This window comes from Leptospira levettii (assembly GCF_002812085.1).
Lineage (GTDB): Bacteria > Spirochaetota > Leptospiria > Leptospirales > Leptospiraceae > Leptospira_A > Leptospira_A levettii.
In genome coordinates, this window is sequence record NZ_NPDM01000001.1 from 1332344 (window position 1) to 1356107 (window position 23764).

At 35.2% G+C, this 23764-nt stretch carries 26 protein-coding genes; 11 read left to right on the forward strand and 15 right to left on the reverse strand.

Annotated features, from left to right (window positions below; all coding sequences use genetic code 11):
• Positions 1–103: 103 nt before the first annotated feature.
• From CH354_RS06305 to CH354_RS06315, 3 genes are read right to left on the reverse strand one after another with little or no spacing between them, the layout of a single operon-like run.
• On the reverse strand, positions 104–1537 hold the full coding sequence (locus tag CH354_RS06305; protein ID WP_100725758.1) for a glycosyltransferase family 39 protein: 1434 nt from the start codon (positions 1535–1537) through the stop codon (positions 104–106).
• Between the two features lie 7 nt (positions 1538–1544).
• Positions 1545–1883 carry an STAS domain-containing protein gene (locus tag CH354_RS06310; protein ID WP_002975971.1) on the reverse strand — a complete coding sequence of 113 codons (339 nt, stop codon included), beginning with the start codon at positions 1881–1883 and terminating at the stop codon, positions 1545–1547.
• Positions 1884–1938: 55 nt separating this feature from the next.
• Positions 1939–2556, reverse strand: a complete 618-nt coding sequence (locus CH354_RS06315) for a tyrosine-type recombinase/integrase (protein WP_100725759.1) — start codon at positions 2554–2556, stop codon at positions 1939–1941.
• A gap of 190 nt (positions 2557–2746) precedes the next feature.
• Here CH354_RS06315 and CH354_RS06320 point away from each other — a divergent pair, with 190 nt between their 5' ends.
• The 3 genes from CH354_RS06320 to CH354_RS06330 are packed head-to-tail and all read left to right on the forward strand — an operon-like array spanning position 2747 to position 5500.
• Entirely contained in the window at positions 2747–3817 is a 1071-nt protein-coding gene (locus CH354_RS06320; RefSeq protein WP_100725760.1) for a toxic anion resistance protein, read from the forward strand.
• Between the two features lies 1 nt (position 3818).
• Entirely contained in the window at positions 3819–4688 is an 870-nt protein-coding gene (locus CH354_RS06325; protein ID WP_100725761.1) for a magnetosome magnetite crystal formation protein family, read from the forward strand.
• Complete coding sequence (locus CH354_RS06330; protein WP_100725762.1) at positions 4688–5500, forward strand: inositol monophosphatase family protein; 813 nt, start codon at positions 4688–4690, stop codon at positions 5498–5500. Before CH354_RS06325 ends, CH354_RS06330 begins: the two co-directional genes overlap by 1 nt.
• Here CH354_RS06330 and CH354_RS06335 read toward each other — a convergent pair.
• The 4 genes from CH354_RS06335 to CH354_RS06350 are packed head-to-tail and all read right to left on the reverse strand — an operon-like array spanning position 5481 to position 9790.
• Positions 5481–6656, reverse strand: coding sequence for a glycosyltransferase family 4 protein (locus tag CH354_RS06335; protein WP_100725763.1), 1176 nt, complete (start codon positions 6654–6656; stop codon positions 5481–5483). The two genes, CH354_RS06330 and CH354_RS06335, sit on opposite strands and share 20 nt — an antisense overlap.
• Positions 6657–6658: 2 nt before the next feature.
• Complete coding sequence (locus CH354_RS06340; RefSeq protein WP_100725764.1) at positions 6659–7708, reverse strand: glycosyltransferase family 4 protein; 1050 nt, start codon at positions 7706–7708, stop codon at positions 6659–6661.
• Positions 7705–8775 (reverse strand): glycosyltransferase family 4 protein, encoded by a 1071-nt coding sequence (locus CH354_RS06345; protein WP_100725765.1) that lies wholly within the window; start codon positions 8773–8775, stop codon positions 7705–7707. The genes CH354_RS06340 and CH354_RS06345 overlap by 4 nt, the downstream gene beginning before the upstream one ends.
• 1 nt (position 8776) lies before the next feature.
• Complete coding sequence (locus CH354_RS06350) at positions 8777–9790, reverse strand: LIC_10202 family protein (RefSeq protein WP_100725766.1); 1014 nt, start codon at positions 9788–9790, stop codon at positions 8777–8779.
• 86 nt (positions 9791–9876) lie between these two features.
• Between CH354_RS06350 and CH354_RS06355 the strand changes: the two genes are divergently transcribed.
• Positions 9877–10797, forward strand: coding sequence for a GDP-mannose 4,6-dehydratase (locus CH354_RS06355; RefSeq protein ID WP_100725767.1), 921 nt, complete (start codon positions 9877–9879; stop codon positions 10795–10797).
• Here the strand turns inward: CH354_RS06355 and CH354_RS06360 are convergent.
• Together CH354_RS06360 and CH354_RS06365 are read right to left on the reverse strand one after the other, a co-directional pair.
• Positions 10755–11951: a M48 family metallopeptidase gene (locus CH354_RS06360; protein WP_100725768.1), complete on the reverse strand. Its 1197-nt coding sequence runs from the start codon at positions 11949–11951 to the stop codon at positions 10755–10757. The two genes, CH354_RS06355 and CH354_RS06360, sit on opposite strands and share 43 nt — an antisense overlap.
• Before the next feature lie 3 nt (positions 11952–11954).
• The gene (locus CH354_RS06365; RefSeq protein ID WP_100725972.1) at positions 11955–12911 is read right to left on the reverse strand and encodes a YjgN family protein; all 957 of its coding nucleotides are present in this window, start codon (positions 12909–12911) and stop codon (positions 11955–11957) included.
• Between the two features lie 167 nt (positions 12912–13078).
• Here CH354_RS06365 and CH354_RS06370 point away from each other — a divergent pair, with 167 nt between their 5' ends.
• Positions 13079–13363: an LIC_11321 family protein gene (locus CH354_RS06370; protein WP_100725769.1), complete on the forward strand. Its 285-nt coding sequence runs from the start codon at positions 13079–13081 to the stop codon at positions 13361–13363.
• Complete coding sequence (locus tag CH354_RS06375) at positions 13339–14307, forward strand: patatin-like phospholipase family protein (RefSeq protein WP_100725770.1); 969 nt, start codon at positions 13339–13341, stop codon at positions 14305–14307. The genes CH354_RS06370 and CH354_RS06375 overlap by 25 nt, the downstream gene beginning before the upstream one ends.
• Here the strand turns inward: CH354_RS06375 and CH354_RS06380 are convergent.
• Both CH354_RS06380 and CH354_RS06385 read right to left on the reverse strand, forming a co-directional pair.
• Entirely contained in the window at positions 14289–15482 is a 1194-nt protein-coding gene (locus CH354_RS06380) for a pyridoxal phosphate-dependent aminotransferase (RefSeq protein ID WP_100725973.1), read from the reverse strand. The genes CH354_RS06375 and CH354_RS06380 overlap by 19 nt on opposite strands.
• A 1-nt stretch (position 15483) precedes the next feature.
• Positions 15484–16263, reverse strand: a complete 780-nt coding sequence (locus CH354_RS06385; RefSeq protein WP_100725771.1) for an SDR family NAD(P)-dependent oxidoreductase — start codon at positions 16261–16263, stop codon at positions 15484–15486.
• Between the two features lie 87 nt (positions 16264–16350).
• On the opposite strand from CH354_RS06385, the gene CH354_RS06390 reads away from it, so the two are divergent.
• Complete coding sequence (locus CH354_RS06390) at positions 16351–17574, forward strand: MFS transporter (protein ID WP_100725772.1); 1224 nt, start codon at positions 16351–16353, stop codon at positions 17572–17574.
• A 34-nt stretch (positions 17575–17608) separates the two neighbouring features.
• Here the strand turns inward: CH354_RS06390 and CH354_RS06395 are convergent, their stop codons facing one another.
• Positions 17609–18529 (reverse strand): hypothetical protein, encoded by a 921-nt coding sequence (locus CH354_RS06395; RefSeq protein WP_100728843.1) that lies wholly within the window; start codon positions 18527–18529, stop codon positions 17609–17611.
• 3 nt (positions 18530–18532) lie between these two features.
• A complete protein-coding gene (locus CH354_RS06400; RefSeq protein WP_238760104.1) occupies positions 18533–18997 on the reverse strand; it encodes a hypothetical protein in 465 nt (154 codons plus the stop codon).
• A gap of 139 nt (positions 18998–19136) precedes the next feature.
• Between CH354_RS06400 and CH354_RS06405 the strand changes: the two genes are divergently transcribed.
• Both CH354_RS06405 and CH354_RS06410 read left to right on the forward strand, forming a co-directional pair.
• On the forward strand, positions 19137–19487 hold the full coding sequence (locus tag CH354_RS06405) for a VOC family protein (RefSeq protein ID WP_100725775.1): 351 nt from the start codon (positions 19137–19139) through the stop codon (positions 19485–19487).
• A gap of 44 nt (positions 19488–19531) precedes the next feature.
• Positions 19532–21013 carry a hypothetical protein gene (locus tag CH354_RS06410; RefSeq protein ID WP_100725776.1) on the forward strand — a complete coding sequence of 494 codons (1482 nt, stop codon included), beginning with the start codon at positions 19532–19534 and terminating at the stop codon, positions 21011–21013.
• Here the strand turns inward: CH354_RS06410 and CH354_RS06415 are convergent.
• Positions 21010–21702 carry an LIC10067 family putative lipoprotein gene (locus CH354_RS06415; protein ID WP_100725777.1) on the reverse strand — a complete coding sequence of 231 codons (693 nt, stop codon included), beginning with the start codon at positions 21700–21702 and terminating at the stop codon, positions 21010–21012. The genes CH354_RS06410 and CH354_RS06415 overlap by 4 nt on opposite strands.
• Positions 21703–21771: 69 nt before the next feature.
• Here CH354_RS06415 and CH354_RS06420 point away from each other — a divergent pair, with 69 nt between their 5' ends.
• Together CH354_RS06420 and dcd are read left to right on the forward strand one after the other, a co-directional pair.
• Positions 21772–22545: an enoyl-CoA hydratase-related protein gene (locus CH354_RS06420; RefSeq protein ID WP_100725778.1), complete on the forward strand. Its 774-nt coding sequence runs from the start codon at positions 21772–21774 to the stop codon at positions 22543–22545.
• 3 nt (positions 22546–22548) lie between these two features.
• A complete protein-coding gene (gene dcd / locus CH354_RS06425; protein WP_100725779.1) occupies positions 22549–23073 on the forward strand; it encodes a dCTP deaminase in 525 nt (174 codons plus the stop codon).
• Positions 23074–23138: 65 nt separating this feature from the next.
• Here the strand turns inward: dcd and CH354_RS06430 are convergent, their stop codons facing one another.
• The gene (locus tag CH354_RS06430) at positions 23139–23663 is read right to left on the reverse strand and encodes a DUF2147 domain-containing protein (protein ID WP_100725780.1); all 525 of its coding nucleotides are present in this window, start codon (positions 23661–23663) and stop codon (positions 23139–23141) included.
• Between the last annotated feature and the right edge of the window lie 101 nt (positions 23664–23764).

Consider the following 23764-nt stretch of genomic DNA (forward strand, 5'->3'; position numbering starts at 1 on the left):
AATAAAGAAAGATATTGTTGTGAAGGTTTATCTGAATGGTAACAAAAATGGAAACTAAACTGAAAAACAAAGAAACATAGAATATGTTTTAACTTCGTGAAATTCATTTTCTCGTATAAACAATAGTTTTGTAATGTAACCAATGATTTGATGGAACGGGTATATCCCATTCTTTTCGAATCCAATTCCCTTGTTTTAAATATTCTTTAATGGTATCATTGATAAGATTTTCATCATAAAAGATAAAACTATCACGAGAGTGGATCGTTTTGATATAAGTAGTCGATGGAAGTTCCAGTTCACCAGGGATAAATTCTAAAATATCCAAATCAGGACGTTTGGATTTGAGATAAAAATAAGGGTCTGGTAAACTCTGAAGGTAAAGTGCTTTTGAATTTGATAAACTTTTTTCAATCTTTTGAAAATGCAAAGTTTGGATTTCATTCGTATCTGTCTTTGACCAATGGATCTTAACTATGAAAATCATAGCAAATAAGGATACCAAGATTCCGACATATGGAAGTTTGTTAACGAATGATTTTTCTTCGAGTAACAATGCCATTCCGAAAGCCAAAGGGAAAAGGCTATGGTATACATACCAACCTTCAGAAGAAGTATACAAGGCTACAAAAACTGACAAAATCCAAACCCAAAATAAATACCATGAATTCATTTGTTTTGTTTTGTTTTGGAAAAGTTTGAATGTAAAAAAACATAAACATGATAGTTGTAGACCAATGATCACCAAACGAATTTTGGGAAATCCAAATCCAAAAGAAAAGATTTTCAACTTATCAATGAGTGTAAAAGTTTTGAGAAGGTTTTGTTTTCTCGTAAGTTGAGCTCCAAACTGAATTTGAAACCAATCCCAATTTGGATGGATATAATAAATCCAAACCAGTATTGGTAAAACTCCACCTAACAAAAACCAGATTATTTTTTTAAAACCAAAATTTTGATAAATTAGAAAAAGTGTAATGAGTCCAAAAGAAGCACCGATGGGATGAGATAATGCGGAAAACGACAACATCACACCCGCAAAAAAAGAATTCCAATTTGATTTACTTTTGTTTGTTGCAAAGAGTAAACTTAGGATAAAAAAACAGGCAGTGAGGGCTTCCATACGAGCGACAGTGCCAAACCGAAATACAAGAGGTTCCCAAAGTACACTCGCGAGGGCAATTTGAGCTGCCATCTCTGAAATCGAAAGTCTTTTGAGTAAAATATAAAATCCAAGTGCAGTTAAGTAAACAATACAAACATTCGCTATGCGAAGGGTGATTAAACTATCAGGGAAAATAGATAATGTAAATCCTGAAAATAATAGATAACCAGGTGGCATCCATAATGTTTTGGATTCCATGCCAGGTATGAGTCCAGTGAGGACCTCGGTTTTTAAATGTCCTGTATTTGCAAATGAGATGGCAGGGGAATAAAATAAAACTTCATCTGGCCATACAACAGGCAATACTCCTAAGCTGATACCAACTTGGAAACAGTAAAGAAGGGAGATGAATAGAAACGAGGCATAAGCCACGTTCGTTCTACTTTGAGAGAGAGTTAACGGCTTCTTGTTCCGTTTCGAAAACTTCAAACAAATCGAGTAGTTCCACAACATCAAAAACCTTTTTTACAGGCGGGGTGATGCAACAGAGTTTGAGTTTTCTTCCTTGTTTGTCGAGTTCTCGAACCATACCAACGAAGATTCGAATCCCAGAGGAGGAGATATAGGATATAAGCTCCAGGTTGATGATGATGTCACCTTCCCCGTTTTGCACGTCATCAGCTAATTTTGCCTCAACCTCATCAGAATGTGTAATGTCTAAACGACCATTGAGGTGAACGAGTGTGTGCTTTCCGATTTTTTTGGTTTTTATTTCCAAAGCGAGCCTACTTGGAGACTAGAATCTTTGAAAACACCAAAGGTTCAAGAAATTTTTACGCTGCTTGGTTTCTGTTTCTCGTAAAAAGTCGAGGATCGTTGTGTTCTGCCTCCGGAATATGCAACATAATCCTTTGACGAGTGGAACGAGACGTCCTATGGCCTAAAAATTCTTGGATTTCCCAAACAGGGAATCCCTTTTGGTACAAATCGAGAGCAATCACATCTCTTAAAAAGGGAATATGGATTTCTCTGGAAATGAGACGGCTTGCATTTTTGAGAATTTTTTGTATGGTGCGTGTTCGCAAAACTCCATCTCTTCCCGGGAATAGATAATCATTCGGTAAAAACTCACATGCATACCGGTAGAGTTCGATCGCAAAATTGGGTTCGAGAAAGATATTACGCCTGCGTAGGCGACCACCGTTCTTTAAATGGAAACGATTCATTTCCGCATTAAAATCGGCAATCTTTAGATGGATGAGCTCAGGTAAAGATAGTCCCGTACATACTAAAAATTTGATGATCAAATAGTGTAGGTGGTTACGGCATCTCAGTTTATGGAGTAAATTTCGGACTTCTGTTTGGTCTAATAGAGAGTTTTCAATTGTACAAACATCAACAGTAAGAATGTGTGGGAGTAAAGTTGGTAGTTTCAAATTAGTATTTAGCATATTTTTCTTGTGGAATGTATCAGAGTATTACAATCCATGCAATTAAATTGTCACCAAACCGTAGTTTTGGATCACTATTTTTGAAGAAATAAATTTCCTAGTTCATGTTTTTGCACGATGAATTTTTCTGCTTGATTCAAATTTAAAAAACGATTTTATCATTGGGAGAAACGATAAAGGATTAAAACAAATGGACTCGCTGGAACTCAAATCAAATGACCCGGAACTACAACTTACAAAAGAAGACATTCAAAAAGTTGAGGAATTAACCGGACAAATTAAACTCAATAATCCAAATGACATAGTTTCTTATGGATCCTCTGCCCAAGCCAAAGTCTCGGATTTTGCGGACAAAGTTTTAGCTGAAATTAAAACCAAGGATGCTGGTTATGCGGGAGATTTATTAAATCAATTATTATTTAAAATCAAAGATTTGGATATGGATAGTTTTGCGGGGGAAGGAAGTACTCTTTCTAAAATTCCATTGATAGGTGGTCTCTTTGATGTTTCTCGAAAATTTTTAGCAAAGTTTGAAGATCTAGAATCTCAAATTGGAAAAATTGTAGATGAACTGCATTCAGCAAGAACCAATCTCACAAAAGACATAACTTTATTGCAGGCGTTATACGAAAAGAACTTAGAATATTTCAAAGAAATTCAAATCTACATTGCCGCAGGTGACAAAAAGATCCAAGAGTTAAGAGACAAAATTCTTCCTGAAATGTTGGAAAAGGCAAAAGCGCAAGGTGATACCTTAGCATCCCAACAGTACCAAGATATGGTGCAAATGGTGGATCGTTTTGAGAAAAAAATTCATGATCTAAAACTCACTAGAATCCTTTCCCTACAAACAGGCCCACAAATCCGATTGATCCAAAGCGGAAACCAAGTATTGGTTGAAAAAATCCAGAGTTCAATTTTAAATACAATCCCTTTATGGAAAAATCAAATTGTGATCGCTCTTGGTTTGATGCGCCAAAGAAAAGCTTTGGAAGCACAAAAACAAGTTTCAAAAACCACAAATGATTTGATTCAAAAAAATGCTGAGATGTTAAAGTCTGGTACTGTTGAGATTGCAAAGGAATCGGAAAAAGGAATCATTGAAATTGAAACACTCAAAAATGTGAACCAACAATTGATCGAAACGATTACCGAAACCTTAAAAATCCAGGAAGATGGTCGTCAAAAACGAAAGTTGGCGGAACAAGAGATGATCAAAATCGAATCCGACATCAAACAAAAACTTTTGGAATCTAAATAGAATGACAGACATACAATTGGAACAAGACCAAGAAGAAAAAAAGTGGGCCAGAAGGGCCCATATCTCTACTTTGCTCACCTATCCTATGGCATTATTGCCATTCCCTTTCTATTTTTCCTCTCTTGGAGCAATGATTTATCCATTTGTGATGTGGTTATCTCGTGGTAAATCATCCTATTCCGCAAAACAATCATTAGAAGCAATGTATCTACAAGCACTTCTATCTCTTGGATATTTTGGTTTTGGAACCAAGTTCGGTGATGATAGAGTATTACTTGTGTTTTCCTACGTATTTATGGCTTTTTTACATGTTGTTTTTTTAGGAATTGCGATCTATCGAACAACAATTGGAAAACCACACCATTATCCATTTAGCTTTTTTCCATTACTCTTTTCCTCCCACCAAACAAAGGAAAATTGGAATGAGTTAAAGAAAAAATTTGAAGATAAAGTAGAATTTTCAGAATATAAAACCCAAATGGAAAAGTTAGATTCCTTTCGAGTATCAACTGAAAAAGATGCAAAATCACTTATGGATACAAACCTACAAAGTTTGTGTAATGAGTATTTGCATTCACTGTCTGATTTAAGAGTGAAACTTGCAGAAGATCCACTTTCTTATCGTAAGGCAAAACAATTCTTAAACTATTTTCCAGAAACTGTTTCCAAAATTCTGAACCAATACATCAAAGTGAATCAGAATTCAAATACCCCTGATGCAGAAAAAAGAAAATCAGAGCTCAATTCTTTATTAAGTGAAGTGATCAAAACCACTGAACAAGTTCGAAATAAATTGAAAGCTGATGAAACCCTAAATTTAGATGTTGAGATCACTGCCATGAAGAAAAACATCGAATTTGGCGGGTATTAATGCATTCTGAATTACTTGATAGATCCTATCACTTTCTAAATTTTTTACCGAATGTTGTGGACTTCCTTGTTGAAAAACACAAGGAGTCAAATTTAAAAGTAGATGAAAAAAGTTTATACAACCTCGTAACAGAAGCTGATCTTAAAGCAGAATCGATGATCCTGGAGGAGATCCAAAAAAATTTCCCTTTGGATGGAATCTTATCTGAAGAACGTGGTGCCATCGAAGGTAGTTCCGGGTATACATGGGTAATTGATCCTTTGGATGGTACCACAAATTACACACATGGTTTACCGCTATATGGTGTTTCTGTTGGAGTTGTCGAAACAGAAACAATGGCACCAGTGATTGGTATGGTTTTTTTTCCCGAACTAAATACATATTACCATGCAATCAAGGGCCAAGGTGCCTTCCGCGAAAAAAAACAAATTCAAGTCTCTCAAACAAAGTCGATGAAAGATTCTCTTTTTGTTACAGGATTTCCTTATGATCGAAATTTATCGCTGGATACACTGATGCAATATTACAAATCGATTTTACAAAAATCGAGAGGAATCCGTCGAACAGGAGCTGCAACATTGGACTTATGTTGGTTAGCTGAAGGAAAATTTGAAGGTTATTACGAATTAGGATTAAAACCTTGGGATATGGCAGCCGCAGGTCTCATCGTTATGGAAGCAAAGGGGAAATTAACTTCTATGGATGGTAATGATTTTTCGATCATGATCCCGAGTTTACTTGCAAGTAATGGATATGTTCATGAGTATTTACTCGCTGAGTTTGAAGGGCAAATTAACCGAGTAGTTTATTGACCATTTGGTTGAGTTTTGTTCGAATCACTTCCTTTGAGAAATTAGCAAGTACATACTTTCTACCATTTTTTCCTAATCGAACTTTCAGATTTTCATTTTCTAAAAGGTATTCTAACATCCTTTGGAATGAAACTTTATCCGAATAATACAATCCACCTTGACTTCGAATACAATGACCTTTCATCACTGATGAGTTAGCATTTACCAGAACAGGTTTTTCCTGGAGCCAAGATTCCATAATCGAAATAGAAAAACTTTCATACGCAGAAGGATTTATCAGGAGGTAAGATTTTTGAATTTCAGAAATTTTCTCTCCTTCTGATACATATCCTGAAAATAGTATCTCTTTTTCTTTTGAAATATCCATTGAAAAAACTGAACCTAAACATTTGAGATTCACATCGGTTCGATGACTTAGATTTTTCCACTCATGATAATCTTGGAATAATTCAGGATATCCCTTCGCTGGTTCAATACGACCGATCGTCAATAGTTGGATCGTATTACTATTGGAGATAAAATCTTGATTTGAATTGAAGTGATCTTCGACGTAAGTGCCGATTAAAAAGTAATCCTTAGCTCTTTGGTTTGTATAAGATTCGTATACTGCTAATTCTTCAGGAGCATTAAAACTGTAAATATAGTGATTTAAGTATATTTGTTTATAAATCGGTAAGCGGAAAGGAGGTTCAGCATGGAATGTAGGAACAATCACAAAAGGTATTTTAAGTAAAGGAATACTCATAACTACTGGATAATATAAATATCCAATGAGTATGATTAAATCATATTCAAATTGATTTTTTGAAATATAGTCTATTAAATCTGGAGAATAGGGACCTTGTTCTTTTATAAAATCCATTTGGTCTTTCGATGAGACCGACTCACCAACAAACAAACATTGATTTAGTATTTTATTCATGTAATCAATATTACGTTTTTTTCTAACTTCAAATCGAAGGATTTTATATCTGTTTTCGTTTGTTATTCCTGTTTTAAATTCATTTTCCCAGGTAACATAATTTTTTGCAGAAGTTGTACAAACTGTAACATCATGAGTCTCTGACAATATATCTACATAATCAAAGGCTAATTTTTCTGCACCACCTGATGCGTTTTGTAAAAATCGAGGTGTAATGAATAGAATTTTTGCCATGGTTAACTTTTGATTACTTCTAACAAAGGTAAAATGCTAGTTGATTTTAAGTATGCATCAAGCCTTAAGTTTTGATGATAAATGAGACCATTTCGGTATTCGGTACTTGTGAAAATTTTGCTAATCTCTTTTGTTAATTGATCAAAGTTTTTGGATTCAAAAAGTAATCCTGAATTTCCCAGTGTTTCTGGCACAGCACCGGCAGCATAGGCAACAACAGGCATTTGAAAATGCATTGCTTCTAATAATGGAACACAAAATCCTTCATGTTCACTCATAGATAAAAACAGGTTACTTTCTTGGTATATCTGTTTCACCATAGTTTCATCGACATAAGAAATAATTTTCACTTCATTCTGTAGATCTAGTTGTGAAATCATAAAGTTGAGTTCATCTAAATATGATTGTTGGTCGGGGTTACAGAAACCTAACATACGTAGAGAAAACTGATTTCCAAAATTTGATTTCCAGGTTCTCGCAAAACGAATTAAATCATCCTGGCATTTGTTAGGTGCAATTCTGCCTACAAACAAGAAGGATGGAAAGTGAAATGTTTTCACTTTTGATTCAATGTGATTGTGGTCCCATTTTTGAAAATTTAGGTGTAATGGAAAATGTTTTGCGTGTTTGAAACCTAAATGAATGAGTTCGCTCAAATTAAAATTGGAAACAGCAAAAGAATGTTGGAAATTTTCGCGGATGATTTCCAGGTCTTCTCTACCTTTTCGCAGGAGGTAACTGAAACGTAGGTCGTATGGTTCAAAAAAGTTTTCTGGTGTTACGTTATGATAAATTAGTATTTTTTTATTTGGATATTGTAACAAAAAATCTAATACTTTAGAGTGTATGGAATGATGGTAAACAATTACATCGTTTTCATGAATTTTCACTTTTGAAATTTTTTCTGCAAACCTACGATCACTTGACAATACATTTTCAGCGAAGATTTTTCCTTGGTAACCTTCTTTTGCCAATAAACGTTTGATCTCCAACATCTCCTGAGATATGGCATCACCTAACTGAAAACCTGCGGAAAACTGATGAATGTTCATTTGATACCACTTTTTAAAATGCCCGAGATCACAGACGAAAAAGGATATTCATTGTAATACTTTAGTGCAGAAAATTGATTTTGAATGATTTCATTATATTTTTCCTTTTGCAAAATGATTTCTTTCATGTTTTGCACAAGGGATGGATAGTTTTTTTCAAAAAATAATTTTCCACCATTACGCATCGTTCCTGGTACTGCACCAGCTGCATAAGCAAATACAGGAATTCCAGATCCAAATGCTTCTAAGATAGGCAGACAAAATCCTTCGTGTTCACTCATGGATACAAAAATGCTAGTTTGATTTAGGATGGAGAGCACTTCGGAATCGGATTTTCCCATGATAAAATGAACCTTATCTTCAAGTTGGTACTTGCTGACAGTTTCTTTCAATCGATCAAAGTAACCATCAAAAGCTCCTATGATGGATCCAATACAATAACATTCTGCCTCTGGAAATTCCTTTATCCATTCATGTGTAAAACTGATTAAGTCCTCCCATTTTTTTTGAGGTGAATATCTTCCGACAAACACAATTGAGAATTTGTTTTTTGAATTTAGATCAGAATTTGAAATTGTTTGGTATTGTTTACAAATGGGTAAAATGTATGGATTTCGGAAATCGTAACTGCTTAATGTTTCAAAATTAAATTGAGAATCACACCAGACTGAGTCACAAATAATTGATAAACTTGCTAGTTCTAAATAAGAGAGTGATTCAAACTTTTCCATTGCATGAAATATATCTTCTGTTGTTGTATGTTCGTAAAATCGCGAAGGAGTTACATTATGAAATCTTAATATTTTGGTGCCAGGTAAGTTCTGAAATAATGTGTAGGGATAACCAGAACCACCATAATGGAGAATATGGATGTCTTTGGCGTTGGTAGGATTGTTAAATGAATCCACTAAGTGAAACTCACTGGTCAGCGGTTTTCCCTTTCTCGGTAATCTAGTGATAAAATGTGTTTTATAACCTAAATTCTGAAATACTTCAGATAAACCGATAGCATCATTTCCGACACCATCCGAATCTTTCAGTTCATCTAAATGTTGGAAAACATTCATTTTAAAATTTTGTATATCGGAATACCTTTGTATCTTCTGTTACAGATAGATCTCTTAAGGAATTAAATCCTAATGTGTTTAAATAATTTGGTAACAATTCCAAATTGATTTCTGATATTTGTAGGTCTCTAAATGGTCGATTATTAAATTCGGGTTGGATGGAAACTGAAAAATATAAATGGTTTCCTTTGTTTAATAAATAGGAAATTTCTGCAAAAATTCTTTCAATGAAATATGTTGGAAATCGATTTAAAGGCAAATAAACCAAAACGTCAAAATTTTGCATTTTAAGTTGTGATAAAGGAAATATAGACTCGAGATAATTTATGTTATGCGAAATTTTACTTTTGATAAATTTATACTGATCTGAGTTTGAAGTAATTGATTGGAATGGAATTTTTTGAATCGATAGTTGTTTAAGGATTTCACCCCATTCAGGAAACAAAATTAAAACTTGTTTTGAACTTTTTAAATCATCTACCGTAAGATTCCAATTTGGATTGATTCCTGCGTCGACAAAAAAGGATTCTGTTGCCCAGCTAAAATTAGGTGACGAAGTTTGATTCGAGTTTAATAAATGATCACGGTAAAAACCATCAAATCTTCTTTCAATGAGTTCTAATCTCTTTCCTAACCGTACCAATTCATGTAGTACAGAGAAAAAAGCTCGGATTCGATTTTCAGAAAGTTTTTTATCAATCTGGCTATATACAGAAATGACTCGATTGATAATAAATTTGATAGGACCACGAATGTACCAAAACTTCGGATTGGAAAATTTTGGACTCGAGATTCCCTTTTCAAATAAATGTGCAGTTCCCGCTGGGTCAAATTTTCGAAAACCAAGAGGAGATTCCGGTTTGTAGCTGATTTTTGTGAGTTCCGACCAATGGATTTGGTGGTTTGGGTCCAATGGAATTTTGGATTCTATTGATTCGACAATTTCTTGTACGTTGAGCTGTGGGTCTCTGATCTCGACAAAGGGGGATGGATTGAATTTCTTTTTGTCTTCCACAGTTTTCTTTCTTTTGTTGAGAGGATTTGAAAAATTGGAAGAATGGCAACTAAATCTTAGGGTCAGATCAGAAAATTCCCTTATATATGAAAAAAAAACAAACTTTAGTCACCGGAGCCACTGGATTTGTGGGAAGTTATCTACTTCCTGCACTGAATTCCCACGACAATTATGAAATCCATTGTTTTGAAGGTGATATACGTGACCGGAATTGTGTTTCCGACCAACTGAAGAAAATCCAACCCGATATTTTGATCCATTTAGCTGCCCAAGCTTTTGTTCCCAACGCGATTGCAAATCCATGGGAGACAGAAGAAATCAATGTCGGTGGTACTTTAAATCTTTTAGAAACCCTCCATCGTTTGCAAAAACCATGTAAGATGTTGTACATTTCCTCAGCAGATGTTTATGGAAAACAAAATGTAGATGTACTCCCCCTCAAAGAATCATTACTTCCAAAACCTGTAAATCCGTATGCTGGTAGTAAACTCGCTGCTGAATCCTACTGTCGTCAATATGCAGAATATAGTCCTAATGTTTCCGTAGTGATTGCTCGCCCATTCAATCATATTGGAGTTGGACAACGAAAAGAATTTGTGATTCCCAATTTCTGTACTCAAATCATCGAAGCAAAACACATGGGTAAAAAAATGATTTCAGTTGGTGATTTAGAACCTACGCGAGATTTTTCACATGTGAGAGATATCGTTGATGGTTATTTGACTTTGATCGAAAGAGGAGAATCAGGCGAAATCTACAATATATGTTCTGGTGAGGAACATAGCATCCGTTCCATGGTAGAAGAGCTTGTAAAATACTCTGGCGAATCGATTCAATTCTCTGTGGATGAAAGTAGAGTTAGACTATCTGAAACATCCAGAGTTTACGGTGATAACACAAAATTAAAAACTTTGGGTTGGATCAACAAACACAGTATCAGCGAAACACTTAAAGAAATTTATGATCATTTGGAATCAGAATTTTTAAAATCCAAACAAGCAGTTTGAACTTCTTTCCAAGTAATATCCGATACTACCTTTTTAATGGATCCCTTTTTGCCTTTCTGAATCAGGGATTCTAAGGTTTTCATTCTTTCAGCTGTTGCAGGGTGTGTGCTTAGAAAATCTGTAATTTGATTTGTAGTAGATTTTTCATCTTTGGCATTGGAAACCTCTTCCTTGTCTTCGGAACCAGATTCACCATTTTCCAACTCTTCCATTTTTTTGAAAAAACGAAGTAAACCATCTGTTGACATATTTTGAGCTTTTAAATATTCGATGGAAGATTTATCTGCTTCCGTTTCAAAATCTCTTGAAAATTTCAAAACCAAAATAGTAGAACCTATTTCGGTAAAGGTTTCTAAAAATTCCATATTTCCAAGTCCAGGACCTACCACCAAACTGATTGCAAGTGATGTTCCACCTGCTTTCACCAAGTTGCGCATATGATGTCGTTTTTCCACATGTGCGATTTCATGTGCTAAAACACCTATGACTTCTTCTTGTGATTCAGCATCATTTAACAAACCAGAGAAAAAGTAAATTTTTCCGTTGGATAATGCAAATGCATTGGGGATTGTCGAACTTAAGACTGAAACTTCGAATTTGTGTTTACTATCTTTTGGAACAATTTTTTTCAATGCTTCAGAGAAAAAACGATCAGTTGCCTTTGAATCACATTTTTGAAACTGAGCTTCCATTTTCAATTGTACCGAATCTCCTAAGGATTTGTCCATTGAAAGTGGGATAAAATTCGTAACAAACTCCAATCCTTTAAAGTAAAAAAAGCCAACGATCGTTACAATGAGTAGAGAAAGAATCCCAAGTACAATGGGATTCATTTCCCGAATGGAATAAAATAAAGCATTTGTATGGCTTTGGGATTTTTTGTTATGGATCCAAATTTTTTCCAATAATTTGGTTTCTTCTTTCGTACAGAAAATTTCTAAAATAGGGCTTTCTTTTCTTTCGTCAGGAAGGAGGATCAGCTTACAGCCCTTATGCGTATGCGAAAATTCTGCGAATTGTGATATGGTTAATTTATGATGAGTATCAAATGACGTAAATTGTATGGTTTGGCCATGGACAAGGACGGTCCCTTCTTCTGGGACCGCCGAGACACCATTAAAATATCGTGATGTAAATATTTGATTTTGAAACAATGTTTATGATAGGAAGGCTTCTAGAGTTTCTGCAAGTGCTTCCAAACCTTCCGCGGTAGCATTTGCCTGTGTATCTGGTTGGGCAGAAATTGTTGAGAAATCAACTTCAGCTTCTAAACTTACTGATTCGATAAAGAGTTTAGTCAATCGAACCACAGCCCAAGCAAATCCAATACCTAGTGTGAATAGAATGATCAAATACGCGATCAGAAAATTGACAAAAATCTTCCCACCTGTGATATCAGATCTAAATTTTTTACCTTGGAAACTAGTTCGATTCCAGATATAGTTTTGCACATCTGCTAAAAACCATGAGTAATAGATACCAAGAGTGACTATGCTTAGCAAAAATCCTTTCAAATACAGAAAGAAAATTTCCTTACCATCAGCTGAGAAACCAAAATTGGTATTTCCATAACGAGTTTTACTTTGGATATAAGCTTCTTTTTCAGCAAAAAACCAAGGGTAATAAATTCCTAAAGTAACGATTGTCAGTAGAATCCCTTTCCCATAAAGTTTTGCTACTTCTAAGATTTTACCATCAAAGCCAAATCGAAGGTTACGATAACCTGTACGTGATGTTATGTATTTTCGGCCACCAACAATGATGATGGGAACTAATGCTAAAATAACTCCAATGTAGAGTACAATTCCAACGATCGTTGCAAAGTACGGGACAGGAATTTTATTGGCAATCCATAGGATGATCATGATGGCAATGTACAACACGATAAAAATTCCAGCTGCTTTCAAAAAGCCGATGAAACGTTCTTTTCCAGTTCCGTGAAACGAAAATCGTTCTCCAGCCCATTCCAAATTCTCAGCCATAAACTTTTGGACGTTGGTGCGAGCCCAAAAGCTATAAATCCCCAAAGTCACTACCGTGAGAAACATATTCTTCAAAAATAATATGAAGAGTTGTCCGCCAGTGGCGTGGTATTGTAGTCTTGTGTTGTTCATTGATTTCCCCGATCGATAATAGTGTGCAGAGTATCCACTATGTTCAAAAAGGGTAAAGAAAAATATTTCCAATTGATTCGAAATACAGATTATACGGTTGAACAGAATTCACTATTTTTATAAAATCATACAACTGGAACCTTTGGGGGTCAGTCTATTTGTATAGAATGCGTACATCTTTATCCTTTGTCCTGATCTTTGTTACGATAACGACCTTGTGGTCAGACCCAAGGCAGGAATTACCTCCAACACTTGGAGATTTAAAAGGCCAAGATAAATCTGTAAGGCAACCACCTGATCGAAAAGACAAAAAAGGTTGTTGTAAAATCAAATACCCCGCTGGAGGGTATGACTTCTTTCTGGCAACGGAAGAAGATTGTCGTGCGAGTTTGTATTTTGACAGGTTTCTGGGAGAAAACAATACACTATGCTTTCGTTGGGAAGGGGATTAGAGATAGCTGAATTTATGGGTGTGCGTGAACAAGTTTTACAAACATTAGTCAAGATTTTTCCAACTTACGATGCTTCTCTTGCCATTGCTGGTGGTGGGTGTAAGGCTTTTTATGCACTTGGTGTTGGAAAAACCTTACGTGAGTGGGGAGTTCGTTTTACAGAATTATCAGGTGTTTCTGCAGGTGCAGCTATGGCACTTTGTATCCTCTCACAAACAGAAGAAGAGTCTGTCGAATACTTCGAAGAAATCACCAAACGGAATTCCCGTAATTTTCATTTTTCCAATTTATTGAGAGGAGAATCAACTTTCCCTCATGAAGATATGTATAGACGAACCATTCGATTTGGAATGCGTTTTGACCGTGTGTTAGAATCGGGTGCAAAAATCTGGATCCACTCAGTGAAAGCCCATCCGAAAGAGGATTCGCTTAAAAATAAATTTCGTTTGGCTAGGTTGATTTCAGAAACAGGAAGAGCCTTTATATTAGATGATAGAGATCGATCGGAAGGAATTCCGGCAAATCGTACGGCAGAAATCATTAAAAAATGGAATATGGAAGATGTTGATTTCACAGAGAAAGACTTTGTGAATCCTGAAACGATTGAACAATTCATTTTGAATTCTTCATCCATTCCTCCGATTGTAGACTTTCAGTCAGTAGGCAATGAATATTATCTCGATGGTGGACTCACAAATAATATGATGATCGAAACATTTGCTCCAAAAGCAAAAATCATCGGTATCCATTATGAGCCAAATACCATTGTAGGAAAGGATCCTGATTTACTTGCCCGTACTTTTCTCATCACACCATCCAAACCACTTCCCATCACTTCTTTTGATTATACGAATCCAAAAGGTGTTCGAGAGACTTATGAATTAGGGAAGGCGGATGCTTTGGCCAAAAAATCAGAAATCATCAATTATTTAAAAAAGGATTGAATCGAGTTTAGTCCTTTTTCTAAAATTTCTTCTTCCGTAATAAGAGAAATTACAACAATACATCTATTATGCGAAAATCCAAACCAAGAACCTGGATGTAATAAAACGCCAGTTTCTAATAAAATTTCTCCAACAATCTTCTCATCTTTTTTATCGAGATTTAACTCGAGTAAAAAATACCAACCTGCTTCTATAGCGTGAACTTTTTTGCAGTAGGAAAATTGGTTCACAAAATCTTTACAGAGCGAATAGTTTCGCATAATTCTTGTTCGAATTCGGTTTTGAACCATAGTTTTCCATGGTAACAATTCGTTTGTTGCCAATTGAACCAACGAATTTACGGAAAGGTAAGTGTCTGAGATGAAACTGAGTTTTTTTTGGATTTCTGTTTTGATTGGTTCAGGAGAAAGATTGAGGATCCAAGCTAATTTGGTTTGAGGCAAAGCTAACATTTTGGAAAAACCATGGCAAACAAAAAGAGGAAAATTTGGATTTGAAGGAAGGTGATGAGGTTCTCCAAAAAAATCATATGCTTCAAACACTTCATCAACAATCACAGGGATTTGTATCCCAAATGATTCCCATATTTTCCAGAATGATTCCGTTGTTTTGGATCCAGTTGGATTCGAAGGACTTACCAAAACAATGAGTTTGGTTTTTGTGCTAATTGAATTGGCAATGGTTTCAGCATCGTAAACCCAAGAACCATCATTTTGATTTTCTTTTAATTGGTAATGTACTTCCTTTAAATTTTCTAATCCAATCAGAAAACTAAATAGTGGATACCCTGGGTTAGGGGTAAATACTTCATCTCCCGGATTAGTCAGTAATTTAAATAAATAGGAATATGCTTCGGATGTACTCGCTGTTAAATGAAAATTGGAAGAATTTACTTGGAATCCACGAAGTTTATAGAGGGAGCTAATTTCATTTCGCGTTGATTCTAAACCTTCTGGAATTGGTTCATAAATACTGGCATTCAGATTCGAAAGTATGTGAGTTAAAACAGAAGCTGGAAACTCTAATCCCATTTCTGTAAGATTAGAATTTCCTAAATCTAAAATTGGTTTTCCAGTCTTGATTCTTTCCGTTTTAATTTGGTAGATCGGATTCTCTGCGTTTAGATCACCGAGCAAACCAAAACGATCCGAAAAGTGGAAATGTTCTTTGGTCAAATCATCCAACTTTGTTTAAAGATTTTGCAATTTTACGAATCACGATTCTTGGAGTGATCCTAACCGATTCTGCTAACAAAAAGTTGATGAACCCTGGAATTTTCACTACACGTTTTGCAAACAAAGCTTTTAAACCGATTTCTACAACATCTTGGGAATTCATTGCCAAAAAAGATGATTTCACTAACTTACTTCCCGACATATTGGCTCTTTCAAAAAATTCTGTTCGTGTAGGACCAGGACAAAGGCAAGATACTGTTATACCGTAATCTTTTACTTCTTCAGCAAGTCCTTCGCTTAACGACAGTACGTATGCTTTTGTAGCATAATAATTTGTCATCAGTGGTCCAGGTTGAAACGCAGCTGTGGATGCTACATTTAAAATATAACCATATTTGCTAGTTACCATGTCTTGCAAAAACAAATGGCATAATTCTGCGAGAGTTGTCACATTCAGTTGGATCATTTTTGATTCTTCTGAAAAAGAATTTTTGTGAAATTCACCATTTAGTCCATAACCAGCATTGTTAATGAGGCAATTGACATTGAGATTTAATTTTTTGACAGCCTTATAAACTTTTTCTGCAGCATTCGGAAGAGATAAATCTTCGGTTATGACAACTCCTTCCACTCCATACTTTTGTTTGAGTTCACTAGCAAGACTTTTGAGTCTATCAGCACTTCTTGCTACTAAAATTGGAGTATAACCTTTTTTTGCCAATGAATGGGCAAAATCTTTTCCGAGTCCTGTAGATGCACCTGTAATTAAAGCATATTTCATATGGGAAATTTATTTCAATTTCGAAAACTTGGCAATTCTTAAATAATTTGTTTTGGCAATTTTGACTACCTGGTCAATATTCGTATTATGAGCCAACCTCTTACCCATCCGCTTCATACCATCCAAAAAGAAAGAGCCATAATTTTTATTTTAGCCGCCCTCCAATTTTTGCACATACTAGATTTTGTCATTATGATGCCACTTGGACCTGTTTTTATGCAGAGTTTCAAAATTGATTCCGCTGCTTTTGGATTACTTGTATCTTCTTATTCAATTAGTGCAGGTGTTTTCGGATTAATTGGAGCTTTGTTCTTAGATTCCTTTGATCGTAAAATGAGTTTACTCGTATTATTTTTTGGTTTTTCTTTTGGAACTTTATTATGTGCGATAGCTCCTAACTATCCATTTTTCCTTTTTGCAAGGATCATTGCGGGAGGTTTTGGAGGGATGATTGGTGCAACGGTTTTATCGATCATTGGTGATATCATTCCTGTTTTTAGACGAGGCACTGCAACTGGAGTGGTGATGAGTTCCTTTTCTGTTGCTTCTGTGATTGGAATTCCAATTGGATTATCCTTAGCCAATCGGTATGGATGGCATTTCCCGTTTTTATCTTTAGCAATTGCAGGTTTTTTAATACTACCGATTGGATACAAGGTATTACCCGCAATCCGATACCATCTTGATTCTGATGAACATCCAAAACAATCTCAATTTAAGTCACTCAAAGAAGTGCTCCTTAAAAAAGACCATATGGCACCTTTCATTTTTATGGTTTTTCTAATGTTTGGTGGATTTACTATCATACCTTTTTTAAGTCCATTTCTAGTATCTAATGTTGGTTTGGCGGTAGATGAATTGCCATATATATATTTTTTTGGTGGTTTATTTACTTTTTTTACAAGTCGTCTGATTGGAAAACTAGCCGATCGTTATGGAAAGTTAAAAGTATATCAAATTATATCAATATTGGCAATTATTCCCATCGTGTTAGTTGTTACTTTAACAAAAACTACACTGCCAATTGTTCTCGTCATCACAACTGTTTTTATGATCTTAGTTTCTGGAAGAATGGTGCCTGCATTTGCAATGGTAACTTCTGCTGTCGAACCACGGATTCGTGGGAGTTTTATGTCAGTAAATTCTGCCATTCAACAGATTGCTTCGGGTGCTGCTTCTTACGTCGCTGGATTGATTTTAGTGCAATCATCCGACCAACAGTTTTTGAATTACGAGTTGGTTGGAATGATTTCTGTTTTTAGTTTATTGTTTAGTGTTTATCTGGCAAAAAATATTAAAATTGCAGGTTAAGAAATATGCCGAAACTAGCAAATGTTAGATTATACTATAATTCTAATTTTCCAGTTTCAAGAAAATCGATGATCATACGTTTTTGAGCAGGTGTGATCATCTTTTTTTCCAAAAGTTGATTTAGTATTTCTTCAGCGGTTCCTATTTCAATACCACTTAATTCAGAGAAAATATATTGAAAGTATTTATCGATTCTGTGGTCAGCAATATAGGATGTAAGTTTGGAACTTGTTTCTAAAATCAAATTTTGACGACGCACCAATTCTTCCATAGTTGATAAAATAATGGATACTTCGGGATCCTCTGCAAACAATTGCATCATATGATCGTAAATTTTGGGAGATTGTAGAGGAAGTTCATAAATTGAATCTCCTAAGGCGGTGTATAATGATTTTTCTTCTTCATAATCCAAACCAGTATATTTATTTAAGTTTGATACCACTTCGGAAGGAAGGATAGTTAGAAATTGACAGGCATATTCTGGTTCTTTTAAATAACGGACAAAATATTGAATCAAATCACAAATTCTTACATAACTAACAAATGTCCAATATTTGAAACTACGAATATCAAACATATGTTTAATCGTCTTTTCTCGTTTTAGAGATTCACGAAGATTCATATAATTTTCAAAATCAACTTTAAATAAATAACTTAAAGTATGATTGGAAAATGATTCTATGATTTCACGTACTAAAGTTGGCTCACCTATGTATAAAAAATAAGTGATTAGTTCAAGGTTATCTTTGTTGGTCCAAAGAAATTTTTCTAAATTTTTTGCAGGGATTTGGGAAAATGCAGAAAAACCGATTTTGAAAGTTACTTTATCTTGCAAAAATGCTTCTAGTTTATTTTTTGCTATACAATCTTCGTCTACGTCTTGTTTAGCGAATGAATGCCTGCAACTTGGAGGGCAGGCTTCAAATAGAGATGTTCCTAAAAAGCATTTTGGCATGAATTATTGCATCAACTCTCCACAATCTCTCATTTCAGGAGCATATGGATTCTTTATTTCTTTCCCAGTCATTAACCATGATTTATCGACCATTGGACAATAAAATCGATTGTACTTCAATTGATTTGGTACCTCGGCTTTGATTTGAATCAATATTTCTTGGATTTTGGAAATTTTTTCATAACTAGATTCTAAATCACTCTCATTTGATGGTATGTTGGTAAGAATCTGGTCAGCCCAAGATTTTAATTTTGGATGGCCACTTGTACCCAAACTTTGAACTGATTCGGAAAATTCTTTCCAAACCGGCTTTGGATTTTCTTTCAAAAATTCTTCGAGTATTGTTTGGTTTTTCGCGAAAACTGTTTCTACTAGTTTTTCATGGTTTGGAGAGAAGGGAACGACTTCTTCTTTGCAAGATTGGGCGAAAATGGCTAAAATGAGGAGTGAAATCCGAAATACTTTCATAATTTGATTCTTTTTTCCTATCTTGGAATTGGAATTCAAATTTTACAGGCGAGTTTGTTGGAAGGAAATTGCTTTTTTCTCGACAAAGCCGCTTTTTCAAGCATGATGACAGAAAAGTTCACGAAGGTGTAATTCCATTATGATTATTGTAGAAGGCATTGGCCACGTCAGTATCCCCGTCTCCCAACTCGACACCTCTATCGATTTTTACCGGGACATTTTTGACTTCGAAGTGGAGACAAAGAAGGCTACTGAGGCAATTCTTTCTCTAGATTCGTTCCGAATTCGTTTGGTGAAAGCAGAGGTATCTGATCGATCTCTTCCTATCCTTAGTTTTGTGATGGATGTGGATGATTTTACAGAAGCAATCAGCGAATTAGAAGAAAAGAATGTAAAGATTATCAAGGGACCTGAGGGAACCGATTCTGGAGAATGCCTTACCTTTGCTGATCCAAGTCAAAATTTAATCGAGATTTTTTACTCTAACTAAAACCTGTTGCTTTTTTAATCTTTTATTCGTAACATCCTCTTGGTATGTCGCAAGAGTTTCGAGAGGATGATCACGAAATCCAATTCATTGCTGATTTTAAGAAAGGTTATGTATACTTTCTAAATAATTTCCAAAACATTGTTGGAAGTTTTCTACAATTCTTAAGCACAGGACTCACGGAAGCAAACAAACGTGAAATCTTACCTTTCCGAAAGACACTCGACCAAGAACTAGACAAATCACAAAAAAAAATAAAAGAAATCATCTTTAACTTAGATGAAAAACATTTATTCGCCCAAGTAAGGAAAGATTACTCTCGGTATTTTTCACGGCACATTGAAGATAACAATCGTGATGACTTCATTCAGTTCCATTTAATCTTTGAGATGTTGAGATATTTCCTGATAGAAACCAAAGAAGGTTGGGAAAAACTAAAATCTGCTGTTCAAAGTAACCAATTTACTGACTTAGAATTTCAAAATAACGGACTACTAAATTATCGAATCCTTCCTGCTCTAGAAAAATTATTCCAATTAGAAATTTTACTCAAACGTATGAGTTTTATTTTACAAATTGATAATCCGAATTGTTTGACGGAATTCAAACCTACAAAACCAAAATATCGTGATAAAGGAACTTACCGTCTTTCCTCCGTTTTTGAAGAATCTTTATATGATAAACCTAAAGAATTAGAACCTGAAGATTCTGGAATTGAATATAAAGCTGATGAAGTTATAAACAATCATCAGGAAAAATCGAAAGATAATTGGAAGTCGATCAAACAAAAAATCAAAACAGAAGGAGAGACCAATTACATCCAAGCATATGGAAAGTATACTTGGAACTCAGACCAACATTATTTTTTTAGATATGAATTGGATAAATATAATGCTGAAAAATCATTATTTAAAAATGCAATCAGTTTAGATTCACATTTAGGTGCAGACGAACAGGTTCTACGTTCTGAATTAATTCGTTCTATGACTAGTATTGAGAAAAAAAGTAAATCAGCTGATGATTTCGAACTTGAATACCAAACTTTCTTAAAACAGTTTTTTACTTTTTGTGAAAATATTATTCTTATGAATATGATGTTACCTACCCAATTTAAGTATGTTTTTTTGTTTCATTTAGGTCCATCTCACTTTTATATGATTGCAAAAAAGTTCCTAATGGAAGTGAACACTGGTTATATCCATGCAAGAGGAAACGATGGTAAAAAAGTAATCCGTGTGATTCCAAGTGAATATGTAAAAAAACATGTAATCGATTATTGGAACGAAGTGATTTTACCAAATGTTGGAGAAGAAAAAAATAACTTAGCTTTACTTAAAAAAATTACGGAAATGATTGAAGAGAAATACAAAGAAATTTCTAGATTGGTGATTAAAAACTACGACGACCTTGATCCTGAAATCAAAGCATCAAAACCACGAGAAACAATTTTTAGAGAGTATATGAATGAGTGGATGGGAGCAGCGAATCTCATCGTATTCAAACGATTTGTGAAGAATAAATCCTACTAAAGAACTAAGCTACAAGTTGCAGATTCTGCTGTAACGTAAAACTGCGTTGCAACTCCCGCAGGAAAGGGAATGATGGGGTTGTTCTGAAGTACATAATCGGTAGCTTTACAAGAGCGACTAAACACTCGAACAGTAACTACACTGTCACAACCTATAGTTAAGTTCCGAGCACTTAACAATGTGTCTGTTCTGTATGCCTTTGTCTCATTCCCATCGTATTCAACAGAAATTCCTTGTCCTTGTTTCAGTTCAATTTCAGGGCCATATGCTTTATTGGTAACCGCATAACAGTCTACAAAAAATTCTGTGCCAGAACAATTGACTCCCTCTTTTGAATTTGGTAAACAAGAGCCACCTGATTTAGAAACGGTTATATAACCTGAATAAGTACCATCTGGTACTTTTGTGTAAAGTTCTGTACCAAGATTCAAAGTAATAGATGCAACTGTATCATTGAAACGTACAACAGGATCAATTCCAAAATTTTCACCTTTGATTACAACTTCTGTTGCACTATAGGTTGCATTGGAATTGTTTTGAGCAGGTGTCCCAATTTGTGGGGTAACTGATGATATCACAGGAGCTGAGGTTAATAAAGCAGCCAACGGATCTTCCGAAGACGATTTCACGCAGGAAAAACTGTTTCCAAAGACTAACGAGAATCCGATTGTGTATAAAATCCTTCTCATGGTACCCACTTCCATTATCGGATATTTTTCAGAAGATTCATTTCTATTTTTTACCACACAGGAAATTCTATGAACACTGTCTCCATCCAAACGATCGATTCTTATGTAGCATTGATTGAACTGAATAGACCCGAAGCAAAAAATGCAATTTCAGTACAATTTTTGGAAGAGTTACACCAATCCATCAAAGCAGTGCAGAAGGAGAAATTTCGTGCCCTTGTCATTACGGGTGTAGGAGATGCATTTTGTTCTGGCGCTGACTTAAAAGAACGAAAAAACATGTCTCAACCAGAGGTTAAAAGATTTCTCCGCAATATTAATGTTTGTTTTTCGGAATTGGCAAACTTATCCATCCCAACAATTGCAGCAATTAATGGATTTGCCTTTGGAGGCGGACTAGAATTGGCTTTGTCATGTGATATTCGTTATGCGAGTGAATCTGCAATCATGGGTTTAACGGAAACAAAATTGGGAATTATTCCTGGAGCTGGTGGTACACAAAGATTATCAAGAATCGTAGGGGAATCAACAGCAATGGAGTGGATTTTTTCTGGTAAAAAATTGTCCAGCGCCGAGGCACTTAGCCGAGGATTGGTCTCCAAAGTCGTGAATCCCGTGGATTTGAAGGATTCTTCTCTTGCCTTAGCAAGGGAGATTGCGGAATCTGCACCTATAGCTGTTTCTGCATCCAAAAGGGCAATTCGGCAAGGATTTTCAATGCCAATCGAATCAGCCTTGCAGTGGGAACAATTATGTTATTCTGAAACGTTAACTACAAAAGATAGGTTAGAGGCCTTACAGGCATTCACTGAAAAAAGAAAACCTATGTTTAAGGGAGAATGAACTTTGATTTTAACTGGTAAAGAAATTTTAAAACGATTAGGTTCTGATATTAAAATTGAACCTTATGATGAAAAACTGTTAAACCCAAACTCATATAATTTAAGACTTCATGAGGATTTGTTAGTTTATTCTGAATTTCCATTGGATATGAAAAAACCAAATCCGGTACAAACCTTAAAGATACCTGAAGAAGGATTGTTGTTGGAACCAGGAAAACTTTATTTGGGACGGACCATAGAGTTTACTGAAACACATAATTTAGTACCTATGTTAGAAGGTAGATCATCCATTGGAAGGCTTGGAATGTTTGTTCATATCACCGCTGGGTTTGGTGATGTTGGTTTTAAAGGATTTTGGACATTAGAAATCCAAGTGACCCATCCACTACGTGTTTACTCTGGAGTCCAAATCTGTCAGATTTTTTATCATACCGTTGAAGGGGAAATCAGCGAATACAAATCAGGGAAGTACCAAGCAAACCAAGGGATCCAACCGTCTTTGTTGTATAAGGACTTTGAAAAAAAGTAAATACGTTTCGGTGAGAACCATTTACCTGCCAGCCATCTCGGTCGGCAGGTTTTGTATCATTTCAATTATTTTTTAGTCTTAAAGGTGCAATCCCATTTCGGGTCATCTAAGTTTAGACCACCAAGTTTCACCCAATTGTTCGTTTTTCCGATGAATGTAATGGAACAGAGTGTTCCCTTTAGATCCAATCGGTTTCCACCGTCAAGTGAAGTGAATTTTCCACAGTATGTTTTTCCATCGCGTGGATTATAAATACGGCCGTTTTTATAAACACCTTCACCAACATAATCAAAACCAGTGATGAAAACCATACCTAAATTCGGACGTGTTCTCAGCTTTGGATCTTCATTATTGTGATCTAAGTAAGGAGTGCCAGGGACACCTTTGTCTTTGTCTTTCTCTGGGTATGCGTTATCTTTGATACAAACTGTTTTTCCACAGTATTTATCACCACACTTGAAAATTTCGATGACCGAATCTTTCTCAGGTGGAAGGTATCTTCCCAATGCAACATCAGCATTTTGAGCAAATAACGTAGTACTAGATAGAAGTACAACTGCCCATACACTTAATACAATTCTTAAATTCATACAGATCCTTATTCTAAAAAATGGATTCGCTTATTTTGTCAGATTTTCGTAACTATGGCAAGCTGGTTTTTTAAAATTTTATACAATTGAATCTAAGAAAA

Bases quoted from the DNA above. Each gene is read 5' to 3' on its own strand.
- CH354_RS06315 (WP_100725759.1), bottom strand. From the start codon at position 2,556: ATGCTAAATACTAATTTGAAACTACCAACTTTACTCCCACACATTCTT.
- CH354_RS06320 (WP_100725760.1), top strand. From the start codon at position 2,747: ATGGACTCGCTGGAACTCAAATCAAATGACCCGGAACTACAACTTACA.
- CH354_RS06325 (WP_100725761.1), top strand. From the start codon at position 3,819: ATGACAGACATACAATTGGAACAAGACCAAGAAGAAAAAAAGTGGGCC.
- CH354_RS06330 (WP_100725762.1), top strand. From the start codon at position 4,688: ATGCATTCTGAATTACTTGATAGATCCTATCACTTTCTAAATTTTTTA.
- CH354_RS06335 (WP_100725763.1), bottom strand. From the start codon at position 6,656: ATGGCAAAAATTCTATTCATTACACCTCGATTTTTACAAAACGCATCA.
- CH354_RS06340 (WP_100725764.1), bottom strand. From the start codon at position 7,708: ATGAACATTCATCAGTTTTCCGCAGGTTTTCAGTTAGGTGATGCCATA.
- CH354_RS06345 (WP_100725765.1), bottom strand. From the start codon at position 8,775: ATGAATGTTTTCCAACATTTAGATGAACTGAAAGATTCGGATGGTGTC.
- CH354_RS06355 (WP_100725767.1), top strand. From the start codon at position 9,877: ATGAAAAAAAAACAAACTTTAGTCACCGGAGCCACTGGATTTGTGGGA.
- CH354_RS06365 (WP_100725972.1), bottom strand. From the start codon at position 12,911: ATGAACAACACAAGACTACAATACCACGCCACTGGCGGACAACTCTTC.
- CH354_RS06370 (WP_100725769.1), top strand. From the start codon at position 13,079: ATGCGTACATCTTTATCCTTTGTCCTGATCTTTGTTACGATAACGACC.
- CH354_RS06375 (WP_100725770.1), top strand. From the start codon at position 13,339: ATGCTTTCGTTGGGAAGGGGATTAGAGATAGCTGAATTTATGGGTGTG.
- CH354_RS06385 (WP_100725771.1), bottom strand. From the start codon at position 16,263: ATGAAATATGCTTTAATTACAGGTGCATCTACAGGACTCGGAAAAGAT.
- CH354_RS06390 (WP_100725772.1), top strand. From the start codon at position 16,351: ATGAGCCAACCTCTTACCCATCCGCTTCATACCATCCAAAAAGAAAGA.
- CH354_RS06395 (WP_100728843.1), bottom strand. From the start codon at position 18,529: ATGCCAAAATGCTTTTTAGGAACATCTCTATTTGAAGCCTGCCCTCCA.
- CH354_RS06400 (WP_238760104.1), bottom strand. From the start codon at position 18,997: ATGAAAGTATTTCGGATTTCACTCCTCATTTTAGCCATTTTCGCCCAA.
- CH354_RS06405 (WP_100725775.1), top strand. From the start codon at position 19,137: ATGATTATTGTAGAAGGCATTGGCCACGTCAGTATCCCCGTCTCCCAA.
- CH354_RS06410 (WP_100725776.1), top strand. From the start codon at position 19,532: ATGTCGCAAGAGTTTCGAGAGGATGATCACGAAATCCAATTCATTGCT.
- CH354_RS06415 (WP_100725777.1), bottom strand. From the start codon at position 21,702: ATGAGAAGGATTTTATACACAATCGGATTCTCGTTAGTCTTTGGAAAC.
- CH354_RS06420 (WP_100725778.1), top strand. From the start codon at position 21,772: ATGAACACTGTCTCCATCCAAACGATCGATTCTTATGTAGCATTGATT.
- CH354_RS06430 (WP_100725780.1), bottom strand. From the start codon at position 23,663: ATGAATTTAAGAATTGTATTAAGTGTATGGGCAGTTGTACTTCTATCT.